The sequence below is a fragment of the Halomonas cibimaris genome, from assembly GCF_055379665.1.
Genome location: NZ_AP043828.1, coordinates 2072968 through 2089659, shown reverse-complemented (window position 1 = coordinate 2089659; position 16692 = coordinate 2072968). Strand labels below are relative to the sequence as shown.

The 16692-nt window shown below is 61.6% G+C and carries 16 protein-coding genes and 1 pseudogene; 1 reads left to right on the top strand and 16 read right to left on the bottom strand.

Annotation, left to right across the window (positions count from 1 at the left end):
• Positions 1 to 25: 25 nt before the first annotated feature.
• The 7 genes from fabD to ACZ415_RS09675 form a co-directional block, all read right to left on the bottom strand.
• Positions 26 to 985 carry an ACP S-malonyltransferase gene (fabD, locus tag ACZ415_RS09705; protein ID WP_344703849.1) on the bottom strand — a complete coding sequence of 320 codons (960 nt, stop codon included), beginning with the start codon at positions 983 to 985 and terminating at the stop codon, positions 26 to 28.
• Positions 986 to 1064: 79 nt separating this feature from the next.
• Positions 1065 to 2093, bottom strand: a complete 1029-nt coding sequence (gene plsX, locus ACZ415_RS09700) for a phosphate acyltransferase PlsX (RefSeq protein ID WP_344703847.1) — start codon at positions 2091 to 2093, stop codon at positions 1065 to 1067.
• 39 nt (positions 2094 to 2132) lie between these two features.
• Positions 2133 to 2303, bottom strand: coding sequence for a 50S ribosomal protein L32 (gene rpmF, locus ACZ415_RS09695; protein WP_344703845.1), 171 nt, complete (start codon positions 2301 to 2303; stop codon positions 2133 to 2135).
• Positions 2304 to 2333: 30 nt separating this feature from the next.
• Positions 2334 to 2867, bottom strand: a complete 534-nt coding sequence (locus tag ACZ415_RS09690) for a YceD family protein (RefSeq protein WP_344703843.1) — start codon at positions 2865 to 2867, stop codon at positions 2334 to 2336.
• 73 nt (positions 2868 to 2940) lie between these two features.
• On the bottom strand, positions 2941 to 4038 hold the full coding sequence (sppA, locus tag ACZ415_RS09685) for a signal peptide peptidase SppA (protein WP_344703841.1): 1098 nt from the start codon (positions 4036 to 4038) through the stop codon (positions 2941 to 2943).
• A 25-nt stretch (positions 4039 to 4063) separates the two neighbouring features.
• Entirely contained in the window at positions 4064 to 4747 is a 684-nt protein-coding gene (locus ACZ415_RS09680; RefSeq protein WP_344703839.1) for an HAD-IA family hydrolase, read from the bottom strand.
• 8 nt (positions 4748 to 4755) lie between these two features.
• On the bottom strand, positions 4756 to 5697 hold the full coding sequence (locus ACZ415_RS09675; RefSeq protein ID WP_344703837.1) for an RluA family pseudouridine synthase: 942 nt from the start codon (positions 5695 to 5697) through the stop codon (positions 4756 to 4758).
• Between the two features lie 781 nt (positions 5698 to 6478).
• Between ACZ415_RS09675 and rne the strand changes: the two genes are divergently transcribed.
• Positions 6479 to 9514, top strand: coding sequence for a ribonuclease E (rne, locus tag ACZ415_RS09670; RefSeq protein ID WP_344703835.1), 3036 nt, complete (start codon positions 6479 to 6481; stop codon positions 9512 to 9514).
• Between the two features lie 153 nt (positions 9515 to 9667).
• Here rne and ACZ415_RS09665 read toward each other — a convergent pair whose 3' ends face one another.
• From ACZ415_RS09665 to ACZ415_RS09625, 9 genes and pseudogenes are all read right to left on the bottom strand, one after another.
• The gene (locus ACZ415_RS09665; RefSeq protein ID WP_344703833.1) at positions 9668 to 10195 is read right to left on the bottom strand and encodes a ClpXP protease specificity-enhancing factor; all 528 of its coding nucleotides are present in this window, start codon (positions 10193 to 10195) and stop codon (positions 9668 to 9670) included.
• 74 nt (positions 10196 to 10269) lie between these two features.
• Positions 10270 to 10896, bottom strand: coding sequence for a stringent starvation protein SspA (sspA, locus tag ACZ415_RS09660; RefSeq protein ID WP_344703831.1), 627 nt, complete (start codon positions 10894 to 10896; stop codon positions 10270 to 10272).
• Positions 10897 to 11032: 136 nt separating this feature from the next.
• On the bottom strand, positions 11033 to 11800 hold the full coding sequence (locus ACZ415_RS09655; RefSeq protein WP_344703829.1) for a cytochrome c1: 768 nt from the start codon (positions 11798 to 11800) through the stop codon (positions 11033 to 11035).
• Entirely contained in the window at positions 11800 to 13059 is a 1260-nt protein-coding gene (locus tag ACZ415_RS09650) for a cytochrome b (RefSeq protein ID WP_344703827.1), read from the bottom strand. The genes ACZ415_RS09655 and ACZ415_RS09650 overlap by 1 nt, the downstream gene beginning before the upstream one ends.
• Positions 13059 to 13658 carry a ubiquinol-cytochrome c reductase iron-sulfur subunit gene (gene petA, locus ACZ415_RS09645; RefSeq protein ID WP_344703825.1) on the bottom strand — a complete coding sequence of 200 codons (600 nt, stop codon included), beginning with the start codon at positions 13656 to 13658 and terminating at the stop codon, positions 13059 to 13061. Before petA ends, ACZ415_RS09650 begins: the two co-directional genes overlap by 1 nt.
• 209 nt (positions 13659 to 13867) lie before the next feature.
• A complete protein-coding gene (gene rpsI / locus ACZ415_RS09640) occupies positions 13868 to 14257 on the bottom strand; it encodes a 30S ribosomal protein S9 (protein ID WP_344703823.1) in 390 nt (129 codons plus the stop codon).
• Between the two features lie 12 nt (positions 14258 to 14269).
• Positions 14270 to 14698: a 50S ribosomal protein L13 gene (rplM, locus tag ACZ415_RS09635; RefSeq protein ID WP_344703821.1), complete on the bottom strand. Its 429-nt coding sequence runs from the start codon at positions 14696 to 14698 to the stop codon at positions 14270 to 14272.
• 192 nt (positions 14699 to 14890) lie between these two features.
• Positions 14891 to 15508: pseudogene (gene zapE, locus ACZ415_RS09630) on the bottom strand (cell division protein ZapE); the annotation flags it as partial.
• Positions 15509 to 15517: 9 nt separating this feature from the next.
• A protein-coding gene (locus ACZ415_RS09625; protein ID WP_344703121.1) for an IS3 family transposase occupies positions 15518 to 16692 on the bottom strand; the annotation gives its coding sequence in 2 pieces (ribosomal slippage) (positions 15518 to 16437 and positions 16437 to 16692; 1176 coding nt in all).

The following is a 16692-nucleotide window of genomic DNA, read 5'->3' as shown; positions in this document are numbered from 1 at the left end:
GATGAGCTCAAAAATCAGAGGATGATCAGCCTTCGCCGGCAACGCCGGCGCGGGCCAGCTCCAGCGCAGCGTCGAGGCTGTCCGGGTCGTTAACCGCCAGGCTCTTGCTGCCGCGCACGATACGCTTGTTCAAACCGGTCAGCACCTTGCCCGGCCCGCATTCGACAAAAACACCGGCGCCTTTCTCCTGCATGGCCAGCACGCAGTCGCTCCAGCGTACCGGCTGATACAGCTGCTCGATCAGGCGGGTGCGCAGTGTGCCCGTATCGGCATGGGCCTGAGCGTCGACGTTTTGAACCACCGTATAGCGGGGCGCACGCAGCGTCATGTCGGCCATGGCCTCTTCCAGGCGCTCGGCCGCCGGACGCATCAGCTCGCAGTGCGACGGCACCGATACCGGCAGCGCCATGGCACGCTTGGCGCCGGCTTTCTGACAGGCGGCAATAGCGCGTTCCACCGCCGCCTTGCTACCGGCAATCACCACCTGCCCGGGGGCATTGTAGTTGACCGCGGCAACCACCTCACCCTGCGCGGCGTCGGCGCAAGCCTGCTCGACGGCTGCGTTATCCAGGCCGAGAATCGCCGCCATCGCGCCCTGCCCTTCAGGCACCGCCTTTTGCATGGCCTCGCCGCGCAGCCGCACCAGCCGAACCCCCTCGGCATAGCTCATCACGCCGGCGCACACCATGGCGCTGTATTCGCCCAGGCTATGCCCGGCCATGACGCCGGGCCGCGGGCCTTCCAGCTCCTGCCACACGCGCCAGATCGCCACGCTTGAGGCCAGCAGTGCCGGCTGCGTGCACGCCGTGGCGTTCAGCGACGCCTCCGGCCCTTCCTGAACGACCTTCCAGAGGTCATAGCCCAGCGCGTCAGACGCTTCTTCAAACGTGGTGCCTACCACGCTGTAGCGTTCCGCCAGCTCTCGCAGCATTCCCGGCTGCTGAGAGCCTTGCCCGGGAAACATGAGGGCAAGGGGTTGAGACATGTCGTTCACCTTTGGTTTTGTTGGCTGTTCTTGGCATCCGTGCGTTGGCACGTGCCCGTTTGGCGTACCTGCAAACCGGCTACGGCATCGCTTGCCAGCGCTGGGCAAGGCGCCCTGGAAGGTCGTGCTCGACCTCCTGCATGGCGCGTCGAATCGCGTAGTAAAAGCCTTCCGCGTGGGCCCCGCCGTGGCTTTTGACCACGATGCGCGAAAGCCCCAGCAGGCTTGCGCCGTTGTAGCGCACCGGGTCGAGCTCTTGCTTTAGCCGCCTGAGCACCGGACGCGCCAGAAGGCTCGCCAGCCGGCCGCTGAGGCGGGACTCAAACGCGTTTTGGACACGCTCAACCAGCATTCCGGCAAGCCCTTCGCTGGATTTGAGCACGGCATTGCCGACAAAACCGTCGCATACCATGACGTCCAAAGCGCCGCTGTAAAGATCACCGCCTTCGGCATACCCGCGGTAGTCAAACACGCCGGCGGCGCCGTGGCCGCGCAGCACGGCGTCGGCCTGGCGCACGCGGCTGCTGCCTTTGGTCGCCTCGGCCCCGACGTTGAGCAGCGCTACCCGCGGCATGCGCACACCGTCGACGCTTTGCGCCATGGCCGCGCCCAGCACGGCAAAATCCACCAGGCGCTGCGCCGGTGAATCGACGTTGGCGCCCAGGTCAAGCAGGTAGCACTGCCGCTGCCGGCGAGCCGGAATCGCTGTGCTGATGGCCGGACGCTTGATGCCCGGCAGCATGCCCAGAGCACGCCGGGAAAATGCCACCATGGCCGCGGTGTTGCCAGCGCTGACGGCAGCGTCCAGCCGGCGCCGGCTGTCGCCAAGCGCCTCAAGCATGCAGGCCATGCTGGTCGTGCGGCCGTGGCGCAGCGCCCAGGCCGCCGTGGCCTCTGCCGGCACGCCGTCTGCGGCATCACAGGGGATCAAACGCGACGTTGCCGCAGCCAAGGGCTGCGGCAAGCGCGAAAGTTCGGCAAGCACGTGCCGGCGCGGGCCATAAAGCTCAAGCACCAGCTCAGGGTACTCCTGCGCTGCGCGGGCGGCTCCGTGAATAATGGCGCGGGAGCCGTGATCGCCTCCCATGACATCAACGGCTATACGCACGCGTTACCGAGCTGCTTGGCCGCACCAGACATTGGCTGTTTAAACCTCAACAACCTTGCGGCCGCGGTAGTAGCCGTCGGGCGCTACGTGATGGCGCAGATGCGTGGTGCCGGTTTCCTTGTCCTGAGACAGCGTCGGCGCGCTCAGCGAGTCGTGGCTACGACGCATACCGCGAGCGGAGCGAGTTTTACGGTTCTTTTGAACTGCCATGGGAATTCTCCAAGCTATATAGAAAGGGAGTTACTGCTTGCCTTTCAGGGTGCGCAGCACCGCAAAAGGGTTGTCGTCAGGCGCTGACGCCTCTTCTGTCGCATCGTCTGCCTTGCTGACCAGCTGCTGCGCCGGCACAAGGCAGTCGGCTTCATCGTGGTAGACCACCTGAGGCAGGCTGAGAATCAGCTCATCCTCAACCAGCGCCAGCAGATCCAGCTGTTCGTTTTCCACCAGCACCGGCTCGTGGCTGGCCGGCAGCTCGCCGGCAAGCGACTCGTCAGCCACCATGCCCAGCAAAAACTCGCTTTCCACCGCGCGTTCAATCGGTGCATGACAGCGCCGGCAGGCAAGCGCCAGGTCAGCCTTCAGCCAGCCCTGTATCTGGCGGCGGCCCTGCAGGTCAATACCGAAGTCAAGCACCACGCGGCAGTCTCCTGCCTGGGGGCCGGCTTCTTCGGCAAGGCGAGAAAGGCCGCCGAGCGGCACAAGGCCTTCGAGTCGTTCGCGGCGGGCGGCAAGCTTGTAGGGCTCAACGCGGCCGGGGAGTTGTGAGGTCGACATAGGCGCGCAATGATAGGCACTCCCCCCGTCGGTGTCAAAGCCTGAAAGGCAATCTCACAGCGGCCCGGCGCGCTTAACGCTCTGCGGTGAAATGCAGCGGCGACGGCGAGACGGAAAGGCCCAGCGCCTGCGCTGCCGTCCGGGCAAAACGCCGCGTTAGCCGGTCCAGCGGCCCCAGCGCCGGCGTATAGTCCTGCCGCCGCATGCCGCCGGTATACTCGCGCGCCACGTCCTCGATACTGGCCAGGCGATCGACCAGCCCCAGCTCGATGGCCTGCTCGCCGCTCCATACCAGCCCTGAGAACAGCCGCGGATCGTCCGCCAAACGCGCGCCGCGCCCGGCCTTGACGTCGGCCACGAACTGCTGATGGGTGGTGTCCAGCACCGTCTGCCAGAACGCTTGCGTGTCTTCGTTCAAGGGCTGAAAAGGATCGAGAAACGCCTTGTTCTCCCCGGCGGTCATCACCCGGCGCTCAATCCCCAGCTTATTGATGGCCTGCTGCGCGCCAAAGCTTGAGTAGATCACGCCGATAGAGCCCACCAGACTCGCCGGGGACGCCACCACCTCATCCGCCGCAGCGGCGATATAGTAGGCACCGCTGGCACCGATATCCTCGATCACGGCAATGATCGGTTTGTCCCCCGCCTGGCGCAGGCGCATGACTTCGGCGTATATCCGCTGCGACTGTACCGGGCTGCCTCCCGGGCTATTGATATGCAGCACGACCGCCTTGGCGCTCTGCGCCTGCCAAGCGCGATTGAGCCCGCGAATCAGCCGCTCGGCGTTGGCCGGCGCGTCGCTGGCAATGGGGCCCTCTACCGCCACCACGCCCAGGTGCGGCTGCGCACTCACCGCCGACGCCGGCTGGCCACCAAACAGGCTATAAGCGCTGAGCAGCACCGACATCAGCAGCAGCGTTGCCAGTAGCAGGCGAAAAAATATTTTCCAGCGTCGGCTGCGACGCTGCTCGATCAGCACCCCGCCGATCCAGCGGTCCATCATGGCCATCTGCTGCAGGCGCTGGCGCTCGCGCAGGGTATCGGTATCGTCCTCGGGATAGCCCGCGCCGCCGGGCGGCTCGGCGGAGGCCGCGTCGCTGTCGGTCCAGGGATCTCGCCGGGCGGTACGGCCGCCCTGTTCGCCGCCGCTGCCGGTTGGCTCGTCGCTCATACTGCCTCCTTACTGTATTCGGAATTTACCGCAGCGCGGCGGGCGCCGCCTTCACGGCCGTGGCCTCCAGCCAGTCAAACAGTTCGTCAACGTTCTGGGCAATGTGCAAAGGCTCACAGGCGGCTAGCCGATCGGTATTGTGGACCCCGTAGCCGACGCCTACGCTCGCCATTCCCAGCGCGCGCGCCATGGCCAGGTCATATTCGCTGTCGCCGATCATGACGGCACGGCTGACCGGCACTGCAAGCTCGTCAAGCAGCTCGGCCAGCATCAGCGGGTCCGGCTTGGAGCGGGTTTCATCGGCGGTGCGGCTGGCATGAAACCAGCCGGCGCTGCCGGTATCGGCAAAAACCCGCTCCAGACCGCGCCGGGTCTTGCCCGTCGCTACCGCCAATCTCGGTGAGTGCTGGTGGCGCAGGCGCAAAAGCCGCGCCTCGACGCCGTCAAAAAAGGCCATGGGCGTGCTGTCGGCATGGACGAAATAGTGCGCGTAGCGCTCGCGCAGCCGGGCCGACTGCGCGGGCAAAATGCCCGGGCACAGCCGCGCTACCGCCTCGGGCAGCCCAAGCCCGATAATATTTTCCACGGCGTCAGGCGAAAGCTCGCCCCACTCGGCGTCGCGCGCGGCGGCCTGCATGCTGGAAACAATACGCGGCACCGAGTCCATCAGGGTGCCGTCCCAGTCAAAGATCATCAGTTCAAACGTCATGGCGTGGTCTATCCGCGAAGAGAGTTCAGCACCTGCTCCAGCACATCGGGCAGCGGTGCTTTGACCGTGATCATGCGCCCGCTGCCGGGCTCGGGAAAGCTCAGCGAGCGCGCATGCAAACACAGTCGGCCAACCTTCAGCCGCTGCGTCAGCGCGCCGCTTTCCCGGCTGGCATACTTGTCATCCCCCAGCAGCGGGTGTCCGGCATGGGCGGCATGCACGCGAATCTGGTGGGTGCGCCCGGTGATCGGCTCCGCCTCGATCAGCGTGGCACGCCGGAACGTCTCCGCTACGGCAAAGCCGGTGCGAGCAAATTTGCCGTCCACGGCGACCCGTACGCGGCGCTCGCCGTTGCCGGCGTCAAAACGATCCAGCCGCGCGCTGACAAAGGCCTTGCGCGCCGGCCAGCGTCCGTACACCAGCGCCAGATAGCGTTTTTCCATGGCGTGCTGCTTCAGCGCCTCATTAAGCGAAAGCAGCGCCTCGCGAGACTTGGCCAGCAGCAAACAGCCCGAAGTATCGCGATCGAGCCGGTGCACCAGCTCGATAAAATCAAGGTCGTCACGCACCTGGCGCAGCGCCTCGATCAGGCCGATCTTGACCCCGCTGCCGCCGTGCACGGCAAGCCCTGACGGCTTGTTCAGCACCAGCCAGTCGTCGCTTTCGCGCAGTACGCTGCCCAACAGCACGTCGCGCAGGTTATCGCTGACCTCTCTGACGGCTTCTCTGGGCGCCAGCCGCAGCGGCGGCACCCGCACGGTGTCGCCGGCCTGCACGCGATAGCCGGCCTTGATGCGCTTTTTGTTCACGCGCACCTCGCCTTTGCGCACGATGCGGTAGATCAGCGCCCGGGGGGCGCCTTTCAGCCGGGTCATCAGGAAGTTATCAATGCGCTGCCCCGCCTGCTCCGGGGCGATTTCAACCCACTGCACGTCGCGCCCTTCGGCCATGGCGGTGTCCTCCTGTCGCCGGGAAAAGCGCCATTCTAGCGCACCCGTGCGGACAATGCGCCCACTGCTGCCTGGCAATTGACGGCGGTGAAATTGCTGGCCGTTGGCTTTACTGTTATATTCCGATGCGCTCGCCCTCCAAGCGCTTTCGCGCTTCTGTGTGCCGCACCGCTGCGCACGAGTGACCAGTGCCATAGCGTCCAACACGTGCCATCACAGAACGCCCGCACTCCGGTGGGCGCTTGCCCGGGCTCGGCGCCTGCCCGACCGACACGCAGGCCAGAGCAAGGTAAATGCCATGACACGCAACACGGTTGACGCCGGCTGTGCCGGCGCCGGCTTAGAGTAACGCTACGGATACGCGCCAGGCAGGCCGTTGCCACTGGCGTTGCCGGCCGTTGAGGCCGGCGCAGTCACCGTACAAAGCAGCAGTACAAGGCAGCAACAACACAAGACATACGCTACGCCCGCCGCGGCTACGCTTTCACGTCACAAGGCGTGCCCGGCGGCGGGCGAAACAAGTTCAACGTTGTGCCGGTGGCCGGCGTTGGTAAATCGGGGAATGACAGGTGTTGGCGGCGCCCGCAGAGCCGGATGGCCTTGACAGCCACCGAAACACGTTCTGCCGCCGCCGCGCTCCCGGCGACGCTTCTTTTCGGCCTGCACCTTCAGGCCGGGGCGGCCTTGGGCCGCAAGAAAGACGCCGGGCCAGGCACGCATCCTGCGATTTATCAATGCCGTCTTGGACAAAGCACCGGCACGCAACGCTATGCGAGACAACATGAAACGGATGCTCATCAATGCGACCCAGCCCGAAGAGCTGCGCGTCGCCCTTGTCGATGGTCAGCGCCTTTTCGATCTGGACATTGAATCCGGCGCGCGCGAACAAAAGAAAGCCAACATCTATCGCGGCAAGATTACCCGCGTAGAGCCCTCGCTGGAAGCCGCTTTTGTCGACTTCGGCGCTGAACGCCACGGATTTTTGCCGCTAAAGGAAATTGCCCGGGAATATTTCGTCAAGGACGTAAACGGCCGGCCCAGCATCAAAGAAGTCATCAAGGAAGGCCAGGAAGTCACCGTTCAGGTGGACAAGGAAGAACGCGGCAACAAGGGGGCAGCACTCACCACCTTTATCAGCCTGGCCGGCCGTTTTCTGGTGCTCATGCCCAACAACCCGCGTGCCGGCGGCATTTCCCGGCGCATTGAAGGCGAAGAGCGCAGCCAGCTGAAAAGCGCCATGGGCCAGCTGACGATGCCGGAAAAAATGGGCCTGATCGTGCGTACCGCCGGCATCGGCCGCACGCCCGAAGAGCTGCAGTGGGATCTGGACTATCTGGTACAGGTGTGGGAGTCGATCACCGACGAAGCCGGCAAGCACCCAACGCCTTTTTTGATTTATCGCGAATCCAACGTGATTATTCGCGCCATGCGCGACTACCTGCGCCAGGACATCGGCGAGGTGCTGATCGACAGCCCCGAGATCCACGCCGAAGCGTTGAGCTTTATTCGCCAGGTCATGCCGTCGTATCAGCAAAAGATCAAGCTGTACGCCGACGAAGTGCCGCTGTTTTCGCGCTTTCAGATCGAATCCCAGATCGAAACCGCCTACCAGCGTGAAGTCAAGCTGCCTTCAGGCGGCTCGATTGTCATCGACCACACCGAAGCGCTGGTGTCCATCGACATCAACTCCGCCCGCGCCACCCGCGGCAGCGACATCGAAGAGACCGCCCTGCAGACCAACAGCGAAGCCGCCGACGAGATCGCCCGCCAGCTGCGCCTGCGCGATATCGGCGGTCTGGTGGTCATCGATTTTATCGACATGGGTCCTGCGCGCAATCAGCGCGAAGTGGAAAACCGCACCCGCGACGCGCTCAAGATCGATCGCGCCCGGGTGCAGATCGGGCGCATTTCGCGCTTTGGCCTGATGGAGATGTCGCGCCAGCGTCTGCGCCCGTCGCTGGGCGAAACCAGCGGCGTGGTCTGCCCGCGCTGTAACGGCCAGGGCACGATTCGCGACGTGCGCTCCATGTCGCTATCCATCATGCGCCTGATCGAAGAAGAGGCGATGAAAGAGCGCAGCGCTCAAATCCGCGCCATTCTGCCGGTGCCGGTTGCCACCTACCTGCTCAACGAAAAACGCAGCGTGCTGGCCGACATCGAAAGCCGTCAGGACGTGCGGGTGGTACTGCTCCCCAGCCCCGACATGGACACGCCGCATTACGACGTCCAGCGCTTGCGCGACGACCACCTGGAAGGCGACGACCTGACGTCAGCCTCAAGCTTTGAACTGCCCGTAACAAGCGATGTCGGCAAGGAGCCCGAGCCCAACGTTACCCCCCCGGCCCAGCGCGACGTGGCGGCGGTCAAAAGCGTCACCCACAACGCCCCGGCGCCCGCTTCTCTGCAGAACAGTGCGCAAGGCGCTCACGGCAAGGCGGGTGATGAAGGCGCCGACGCGGCCAACGGCGTGGTCAGCCGCTTTATTCGCGGCTTTGCCAAGTTTCTGGGCGCGGAAGAAACCGAACAAGCCCCCAGCGCGCCTGTGCAGCAGCCCACGCCTCAAACAGCGGAAAAGCGTCAGTCGCGCCCCGCTTCGGCCCGGCGCAAACCGACAGGCGAACGCCGCCGCCCATCCGGCGAGCGCAAGCCCCGCCAAAATGGCAGCGCCCAGCAGGATAGCGGCGCCGACACCCAAAAGGCTCCAGCGAAAAAAGCCGCACCGGCAGCTGAAAGCTCGTCAAAAGACGCCAAGCGCAGCGCACCTGATCAGGCCCCCGGCGCGTCCAAACCGCACAGCGAGCCAAGCGATGGCAAGAACAACAGCGCCGAGCCGCAGTCCGGCAGCGCGGATCGCCAGCGTACCGGACCTAGCCGCCGTCGCAGCCGTCGCACCCATCCCCAGCATGAAAATACCGCAGAGCAAAACGCACCAGCGAAGCCCTCAGCCAACAAACCGGCCGGCAAACGCGCTGATCAGGAACAGCCGGCCGCCGAGCCTCAAAAGCCGCAAGACGCAGAACAAACCGGCAAACCCGACGACTGCATGGACGTTGCCATAGACAGCACGCCCAAGCGCACGCGCAACAACCCGCGCAAGCGCAGCCGTCAACAGGCGCTTAACCCCAAGGCAGAAGCCGAACAGCTAAAGCTCCAGGCCGAGGCCAAGCAGGCTGAAAACGACCCGGCCAGGGCCGACACGACCCCGGCAGAAAAGCCCGCAGCGCCCGAGACGGAAAAAGCGGCCGACAAGCCACAGCCGTCAAAGCAGGACACCTCGGCAGACAGTGCCGCAGCGCCCAAGCACGCCGAGCCCTCGGAAAAAGCCCAGGTGCCGAAAAAGCCCCAGGCTTCACCAGAAGCCGCCAAAGCGGAAAAGCCGCTGGAGCCCGAAGAACCGGCAGCCGAGGCACCAAAGGCAAAACCGCAGGCGTCAAAGCCGCCAGCCCAGCCTGAGCACGAGCCGGCTGCGTCGACCCGCTCTGATGAATCGAAGGCAGAAGAGGCTTCCGACAAAGCCGACACGCCGCCAGCAGAGCAGCCGGCGGCAAAACACAAGAAAGGGTCAAACAAGGACGACGCGAACGCACGCGAGCAGCAGCCGGCTCCCAAGGCATCAGAAAAAGAAGCCCAAACGCCGGAAAAAGCGCCGACAACACAGGCCAAACCGGCCGCGGCGGACGATTCGGCGGCACCTGCTTCTCAACCGCCAGTGCCGCCCAAGTCGCGCCGCCGGCGCGCGCATAACGACCCGCGCGAACAGCGCCGTCGCCAACAGCAGGAGAAAAGCGCCGAGCAGGAAAAAAGCGCTGACTCGTAAAAAAGCGCAGAAGTAGCAACGTGCGCCCATGAAAAAGCCCGGTATGATACATACCGGGCTTTTTTTCGGACTGCTGTTTCTAGCGATCATGAAAATCCGACAAGCCTAGCGCCGCTCTTGGCAGGCAGCGCTAAGCGCTTTTGCGGCGATCCACTATTTCACTACGCGTAGCGAGGGGCGCTTCTTGGCGCTCTCCTTGTGCTTATCATCAGGCGCTGGCTTGCCGTCTTTATCTTGCCCGTCCGGGCGCGAGCCACTTTCATCGGTATCCGAGACGGCGGATAGCGCAGGCTTTGCCTCGCTATCGTCTTTCTCCCGCGCTTCTTCTCCCGGCTCATCGGCCAGCGCCTCGTCCAGCGCTGCCAGATCCGGCTCATGACCGAACACCATGCCGGCTGCGTTTTCCCGCGCGTAAACAGCAAGCAGCGCCTCCATGGGAATCATGATCTGCATTGGCTGGCCGGAAAAGCGCGCGCTAAAACCGATAGCCTGGTTTTCCATGAAAAAATCACGCACGGCCGAAGGCGCGGCGTTAAGAACAATTTGACCGTTCTGCACAAACTGTTCAGGCACCTCAACGCCGGGCTGCGTGGCGTCCACCACCAGGTAGGGCGTAAGCTCGTTGTCCAGAATCCACTCATACAAGGCTCTGGCAAGATAGGGGCGGCTGGAACGCGTCATTATCGCTCTCCTTTCACGGCATTATCGGGCCCCGGCACATGTGCGGCCGAGAAGGCGTTTGCTGCTGGCACCGTTTAGCCACGCATCTCTTTTTCACGCTCGTTAAGCGATGCCTTGAACGCATCACGCTCAAACACCCGCGACATGTACTCCATCAGCGGCTGTACCTGCTTTTCCGGCAGTTCAATATCCAGCTCAGGCAGGCGCCATAGAATCGGAGCCAGGCAGCAATCCACCAGCGTGAACTCTTCACTCATGAAAAACGGCATGTCTTCAAAAATCGGCGATATACCGACAAGGCTTTCGCGCAGCTCCTTGCGCGCCTTTTCCGCCTCTTTTTTACCGCCGGTGCGGATGCGATCCACCATGGGGCACCATTCCCGCTCGATGCGGTGCATCCAAAGGCGGCTTTGCGCGCGCGCTACCGGATATACCGGCAGCAGCGGCGGATGCGGAAAACGCTCATCCAAATACTCCATCATCACCTTGGATTCATAAAGCACCAGATCACGATCGAGTAGCGTCGGCACGCTATTGTAGGGGTTGAGCTCGGCAAGCTCTTCTGGGCCCTGCTCACCGCTTACGTTGACGATATCGACCGCAACGCCCTTTTCAGCCAGCACAATACGTACTCGGTGACTGAAATGATCATCGGTTCCGGAATAAAAAATCATTGACGACCGTTTGGCCACAACACCCATGTAGCAATCCTCGCTTCAAATCAGTGGGCCATGTTACCACGCCGCAGCGTCTCTAGGGGAAACGCTCGGCAACCTGTATACGCAAAGGGCGCACGACTGTCGTCGTGCGCCCTTTTTTACAGGCCTCTAGCACGTGCTAGTGGATATCTCGCCAGTACTCCCGCTTGAGGAAGTAGCAGATAATGCCCAGTACGAAAATAAACAGCAAGACCTTGGGCGCCAGCGCCTGAGCCTTGAGCTTGGACGGCTCACCGACGTAGGCCAAGAAGTTGGTCAGATCGTAGACCGCATCCTTGAACTCGTCAGGCTCCATCTCGCCTGGCTGGGTTACCCTGAGCACGTCGCAGGACTGATATTTTCCGGTGAGCGGATCAGGCGACTGCCCTTCCACGGGTTCGTCCGTGGCCGCGCAGATTTTCTCCTGCACGCCCTGCAAAGGCTCCAGCACGTTGGGCATGGCGACCAGGTCAAATACGGCATTGTTAACCCCGGTCGACTGCTCCTTGTCCTGATAAAAGCTCAGCAGGTAAGAGTAGATCCAGTCGGTACCCCGCAGCCGCGCCTCCAGCGTCAGATCAGGCGGTGCGGCCCCGAACCAGTCTTCTGCATCATCGGCCTGCATGGCAATGTGCATCTGGTCGTTGTAGGCCAGCTCCGGCGAGAAAATCAGGTTATTTTCCATCAGATCCTGAGGAATGCCCAGATCAGTCGCCGCCCGAGAAAAACGCTGATGCTCAAGAGAGTGACAGCCCATGCAATAGTTGACATAAAGCTTCATGCCGTTTTGCAGCGATGCCTTGTCCTGCAAATCGGGGTCCATCGAGTACGGCAGGCTGCCCCCACCGGCGGCCATTGCCGTTACCGGCAGCAGCGCGAAGAGCAGTGCAAACAGTTGCTTTTTCATTAGCCAGTCACCCTTTCCGGAACGGGTTTAGTCTTCTCCAGCCGAGTATAAAACGGCATCAACAGGAAGAAGGCAAAGTAGATGACGGTACATACTTGAGCGAGAATCGTCCGCCCTTCGCTTACCGGCAGCACGCCAAGAACGCCAAGAATAATAAAGCTAATGGCAAACAGCGCCAGCATTATCTTGGAGAACCAACCCTTGTAGCGGATAGAGCGTACCGGGCTACGATCCAACCACGGCAACACAAACAGTACCGCAATGGCACCGCCCATGAAGATTACGCCCAGAAACTTCGCGTCCAGCCCGAATATCGAGAAGGTAATCGCGCGCAAAATGGCGTAAAACGGCGTGAAGTACCAGACCGGGGCAATATGATCCGGCGTTTTCAGCGGGTTGGCCGGCTCAAAGTTGGGCTTTTCGATGAAATAGCCGCCGCCTTCGGGGAAGTAAAAGATCACCACGCAGAAGACAAACAGGAACACCGCAACGCCTACCAGATCCTTCACCGTGTAATACGGATGGAACGGAATACCGTCCAGCGGGATGCCGGTTTCGTCTTTCTTCTTTTTGATATCGACGCCGTCCGGGTTGTTCGAGCCCACTTCGTGTAGCGCGATGATGTGCAGCACCACCAGCGCCAAAATCACGATGGGCAACGCCACCACGTGCAAGGCAAAGAAGCGGTTGAGCGTAATGCCGGAGATCAAAAAGTCGCCGCGCACCCACTGCGCCAGATCAGGCCCGATAGCGGGAATCGCCGAGAACAGCGAGATGATAACCTGCGCGCCCCAATAGGACATCTGGCCCCAGGGCAGCAGATAGCCCATGAAGGCTTCCGCCATGAGCGCCAGATAGATGGTCATGCCGAAAATCCATACCAGCTCGCGCGGGGCCTTGTAAGAGCCGTAAAGCAGACCGCGGAACATATGCAGATACACCACCACGAAAAACGCCGAGGCGCCGGTGGTATGCATATAGCGGATGAGCCAGCCCCACTCCACATCGCGCATGATGTATTCAACAGAGGCAAAGGCACCCTCCGCTGTGGGGTTATAGCTCATGGTCAGCCAGACACCGGTCAGAATCTGGTTGACCAGCACCAAAAGCGCCAGCGAGCCGAAGAAATACCAGAAGTTGAAGTTCTTCGGCGCATAGTATTTGGACAGATGTTCTTGCCACATCTGCGTGGCAGGAAAGCGGTCATCAACCCAGCGCATGATGCCGCGTTCCGCCTTGGCCTTGTGTGGATTACCCATCAGGCAGTCTCCTTGTCCTCGCCGACCACGATGATCTCGTCGCTATCAAAGCGATACGGCGGCACTACCAAGTTGGTCGGCGCGGGCACGTTGGTAAACACGCGGCCGGCCAGATCGAAGCGGGAACCGTGACACGGGCAGAAAAAACCGCCCGGCCAGTTGGTTGTACCCACACCCTCAGCGTCAGGCTCCGGCTTGAACAGCGGAGAGCACCCCAGATGGGTGCAAATGCCGACAAGCACGCCAATTTCCGGCTTGATCGAGCGCATATAGCCTTCAATATAGGCCGGCTGCTGCGGCACGCTTGAGTCTGGATCGGCCAGGCGATCAACCTCCAGCGCCTCGGTGCGCTCGATCATTTCCGGCGTACGGTTGACAATCCAGACCGGCTTGCCTCGCCATTCCACCGTCATACGCTGGCCCGGCTCAAGCTTGGATATATCTGCTTGCACCGGGGCACCAGCGGCCCTTGCCTTGGCGCTAGGCTGCCAAGAAGCCACAAAGGGGACCGCAACCCCGACAGCACCCACCGCTCCGACTACGGAGGTGGCACCGACGAGGAAACGGCGCCGGCCTTTGTTTACGCCGTTATCTGCCATTCCAGGTTTCTCCCTTTTTTGCTAACCCGTACACCGCAAACGCGTATGACGGCGACGAATATAGATTATGCCTATAGTAAAAAAACGCGGCGCTTTGCACAACAACAGCGATCGTCAATAAGCGTCATGATTTGCTATCAACTGTCTGATATTGCAGCAAAAAAAACGCCCAGGCCAAGGACCCGGGCGTTTTGCCGCATGCGTTTGCCTTAACGCTTGGAGAACTGCGGGCTGCGGCGTGCCTTGCGCAGGCCGACTTTTTTACGCTCGACGGCGCGGGCATCGCGCGTAACGTAGCCGGCTTCACGCAGCGCCGGGCGCAAATCTTCGTTGTAGTCCATCAGCGCACGGGTAATGCCGTGGCGGATAGCGCCGGCCTGGGCTGAGCCACCGCCGCCTTCAACGGTGACGTAGACGTCAAACTGATCCAGCGTTTCGGTCAGCTCCAGCGGCTGGCGCACGACCATCTGGCCGGTAACGCGGCCGAAATACTGGTCGAGCTCACGCTGGTTGACGGTAATCTTGCCGGAACCTGGCTTGAGAAAAACGCGGGCGGTGGATGTCTTGCGGCGCCCGGTACCGTAATACTGCTGTGTCATGGTGAAAACCCCTTAGATGTTCAGTTCAAGCGGCTGCTGAGCAGCGTGCGGATGCTCGGTACCGGCGTACACCTTGAGCTTGGCATACATGGCGCGGCCCAGCGGGCCTTTCGGCAGCATGCCCTTGACGGCAAACTCAATCACACGCTCCGGCGCGTGGTTGATCATCTTGTCAAACGACATGGAACGCAGCCCGCCCGGGTATCCGGTGTGGCGGTAGTAGGTCTTGTCGGTTGCCTTGTTGCCGGTTACCCGCACTTTTTCAGCGTTGACGACCACGATATAGTCGCCGGTATCAACGTGGGGGGTAAACTCAGGCTTGTGCTTGCCGCGCAGACGGCGAGCAATTTCGGTTGCCAGGCGACCGAGCGTTTTGTCAGTCGCGTCGACAACGTACCAGTCACGCTGGACGGACTGCGGCTTGGCACTGAACGTCTTCATGGATGAAATCACCAGGTAAAAATGTGTTGGGTGCCTATATGCGCCGCAAGGGCGCGCACCATCCCTATTTTTTTTGGTTGCCGCCGACATCATGCGAGCGACAACATTAAGCGAGGCGCGATTCTACCCCACAACGGCGAAAAAGTTAAACACATTCCCCGACTTTTCCGCCGCCGCAAAAGCATGCGTCGCTCAAGGGCGATGAGGCAGCGCAAGATAGTCACGAGACTGCATTTCTTCAAGCCTTGAGCGGGTACGGCGAAACTCGAAATCCAGCCGCCCGCCGGTATAAAGCGACGCCAAAGGCGTCTCTGCCGACATCAACACATTGACGCCGCGATCATAAAACTCATCGACCAGGTTGATAAAACGCCGAACACGAGCGCCGTCGAGCGCCCCCATTTGCGGCACGTTAGCAAGCAGTACGGTATGAAAGCGTCGCGCCAGCTCAATATAGTCGTTCTGACTGCGCGGGCCGTCGCACAGCTGGTGAAACTCAAACCATGCCGTCTCACCGCTCAGGCGCCGAGCGAGAATCGTGCGGCCGTTGACGTCCAGCGCCACAGCGCACGCCTCTTCGCCATCGGCCAGCGCCTGAAAACGCTGCATAAGAGCCTGATCGGCCGCTTTGCCAAGCGGCGTGTAAAAGACCTCGGCCCGCGACAGCGTACGCAGCCGATAGTCAACGTTGCTATCCACCCGCAGGACCTCGCAGTGCTGCTTAAGCAGCGCAATGGCCGGCAAAAAGCGTGCCCGCTGCAGCCCGTTGTAGTAAAGCTCATCCGGCGGGGAGTTAGACGTTGCCACCAGCTGTAGTGGTCAAGTGTTTTTGGCCACTGAGTTTTGAGCATTCCAGTAGTTCTTTTCTGCCACATTCGGCGGCAGCCCACCGTTATGCTTGTGCGGCCTGAGGCTGCTGTAATAACCGATCATATAATCAGTGACAGATTGCTTCGCCGACGCAACATTGGGGTAGCCAATCTCTGGCATCCATTCCGTTTTCAGACTCCTGAAGAAGCGCTCTGTCGGGGCATTGTCCCAGCAATTCCCACGGCGACTGAGACTCTGCGTCATCCGGTAGCGCCAGAGCGTCTGTCGGAATACCAGGCTGGTGTACTGGCAACCCTGATCCGAATGAAACAGGATGTTCGGTGGCTCTCCACGCGATTCGTAGGCCATGGTCAGTGCCTTCTTCACCAGCTCCGTATTCGGCGACAAGGACAATGCCCAGCCCACGGGCTTACGGGCATACAAGTCGATGACCACCGCCAGATAAGCCCAGCGTATCCCTGTCCAAATATAGGTAATGTCGCCGGTCCATACCTGATTGGGCTCCTTTACATCGAACTCCCGATCGAGAGCATTCGGGATATCCAGGTGCGGCTGATCAGCCTTCTTGTAGGCGTGACTTGGCGGCTGTGAGCTCACCAGCCCCAACTGCTTCATCCGCCTGCTGGCCCGATAACGACTCAACGGTGTTCCAGCCTGCGTAACCATGTTGGCGATGCTGCGAGCGCCGGCAGAGCCGTTACTGACGGTATGCGCCTTGACAACCTGATCCAGCAGCTTCTGCTCAGTCTCACAAGGCCTTCTATCCCGGCCACGCCAGGCCCGGTAGCTACTGCGATGCACCCCAAACACCTGACACAAGTGCTGCACCGCATAGCTCTCTTCAAGTCGCTCGATTATCGAGAATTGCTCAGGGAGTCCGACATCAAGAGAGCGGTAGCCTTTTTTAATATTGCCTTCTCTTCCTCCACCCGCCGCAGCTTGCGCTTCAGTTCCTGGATTTCACGCTGTTCCGGCGTCAGAGCCTCACCTTTCAGCGGCGCCTTGCCTGCCCGCTCAGCCCGAAGCCTGCGAACCCAATACTCCATGGTGGATTTACCAACTCCCATGGCCTCGCACGCCGCCTTCAGCGTGTAACCCTGATCGACCACGAGTTGGGCCGCTTCCAAGCGAAATTCCGGGCTGAACGTTCTCTTCTTCGTCAT

What these genes read in the sequence shown, in the direction of transcription:
- ACZ415_RS09665 (WP_344703833.1), bottom strand. Translation starts at nt 10,195, where the DNA reads ATGACGCGTTCCAGCCGCCCCTATCTTGCCAGAGCCTTGTATGAGTGG.
- rplM (WP_344703821.1), bottom strand. Translation starts at nt 14,698, where the DNA reads ATGAAGACGTTCAGTGCCAAGCCGCAGTCCGTCCAGCGTGACTGGTAC.
- ACZ415_RS09675 (WP_344703837.1), bottom strand. Translation starts at nt 5,697, where the DNA reads ATGGCCGAAGGGCGCGACGTGCAGTGGGTTGAAATCGCCCCGGAGCAG.
- ACZ415_RS09690 (WP_344703843.1), bottom strand. Translation starts at nt 2,867, where the DNA reads ATGTCGACCTCACAACTCCCCGGCCGCGTTGAGCCCTACAAGCTTGCC.
- rpsI (WP_344703823.1), bottom strand. Translation starts at nt 14,257, where the DNA reads ATGACACAGCAGTATTACGGTACCGGGCGCCGCAAGACATCCACCGCC.
- ACZ415_RS09680 (WP_344703839.1), bottom strand. Translation starts at nt 4,747, where the DNA reads ATGACGTTTGAACTGATGATCTTTGACTGGGACGGCACCCTGATGGAC.
- ACZ415_RS09650 (WP_344703827.1), bottom strand. Translation starts at nt 13,059, where the DNA reads ATGGGTAATCCACACAAGGCCAAGGCGGAACGCGGCATCATGCGCTGG.
- rpmF (WP_344703845.1), bottom strand. Translation starts at nt 2,303, where the DNA reads ATGGCAGTTCAAAAGAACCGTAAAACTCGCTCCGCTCGCGGTATGCGT.
- rne (WP_344703835.1), top strand. Translation starts at nt 6,479, where the DNA reads ATGAAACGGATGCTCATCAATGCGACCCAGCCCGAAGAGCTGCGCGTC.
- sspA (WP_344703831.1), bottom strand. Translation starts at nt 10,896, where the DNA reads ATGGGTGTTGTGGCCAAACGGTCGTCAATGATTTTTTATTCCGGAACC.
- petA (WP_344703825.1), bottom strand. Translation starts at nt 13,658, where the DNA reads ATGGCAGATAACGGCGTAAACAAAGGCCGGCGCCGTTTCCTCGTCGGT.
- fabD (WP_344703849.1), bottom strand. Translation starts at nt 985, where the DNA reads ATGTCTCAACCCCTTGCCCTCATGTTTCCCGGGCAAGGCTCTCAGCAG.
- ACZ415_RS09655 (WP_344703829.1), bottom strand. Translation starts at nt 11,800, where the DNA reads ATGAAAAAGCAACTGTTTGCACTGCTCTTCGCGCTGCTGCCGGTAACG.
- sppA (WP_344703841.1), bottom strand. Translation starts at nt 4,038, where the DNA reads ATGAGCGACGAGCCAACCGGCAGCGGCGGCGAACAGGGCGGCCGTACC.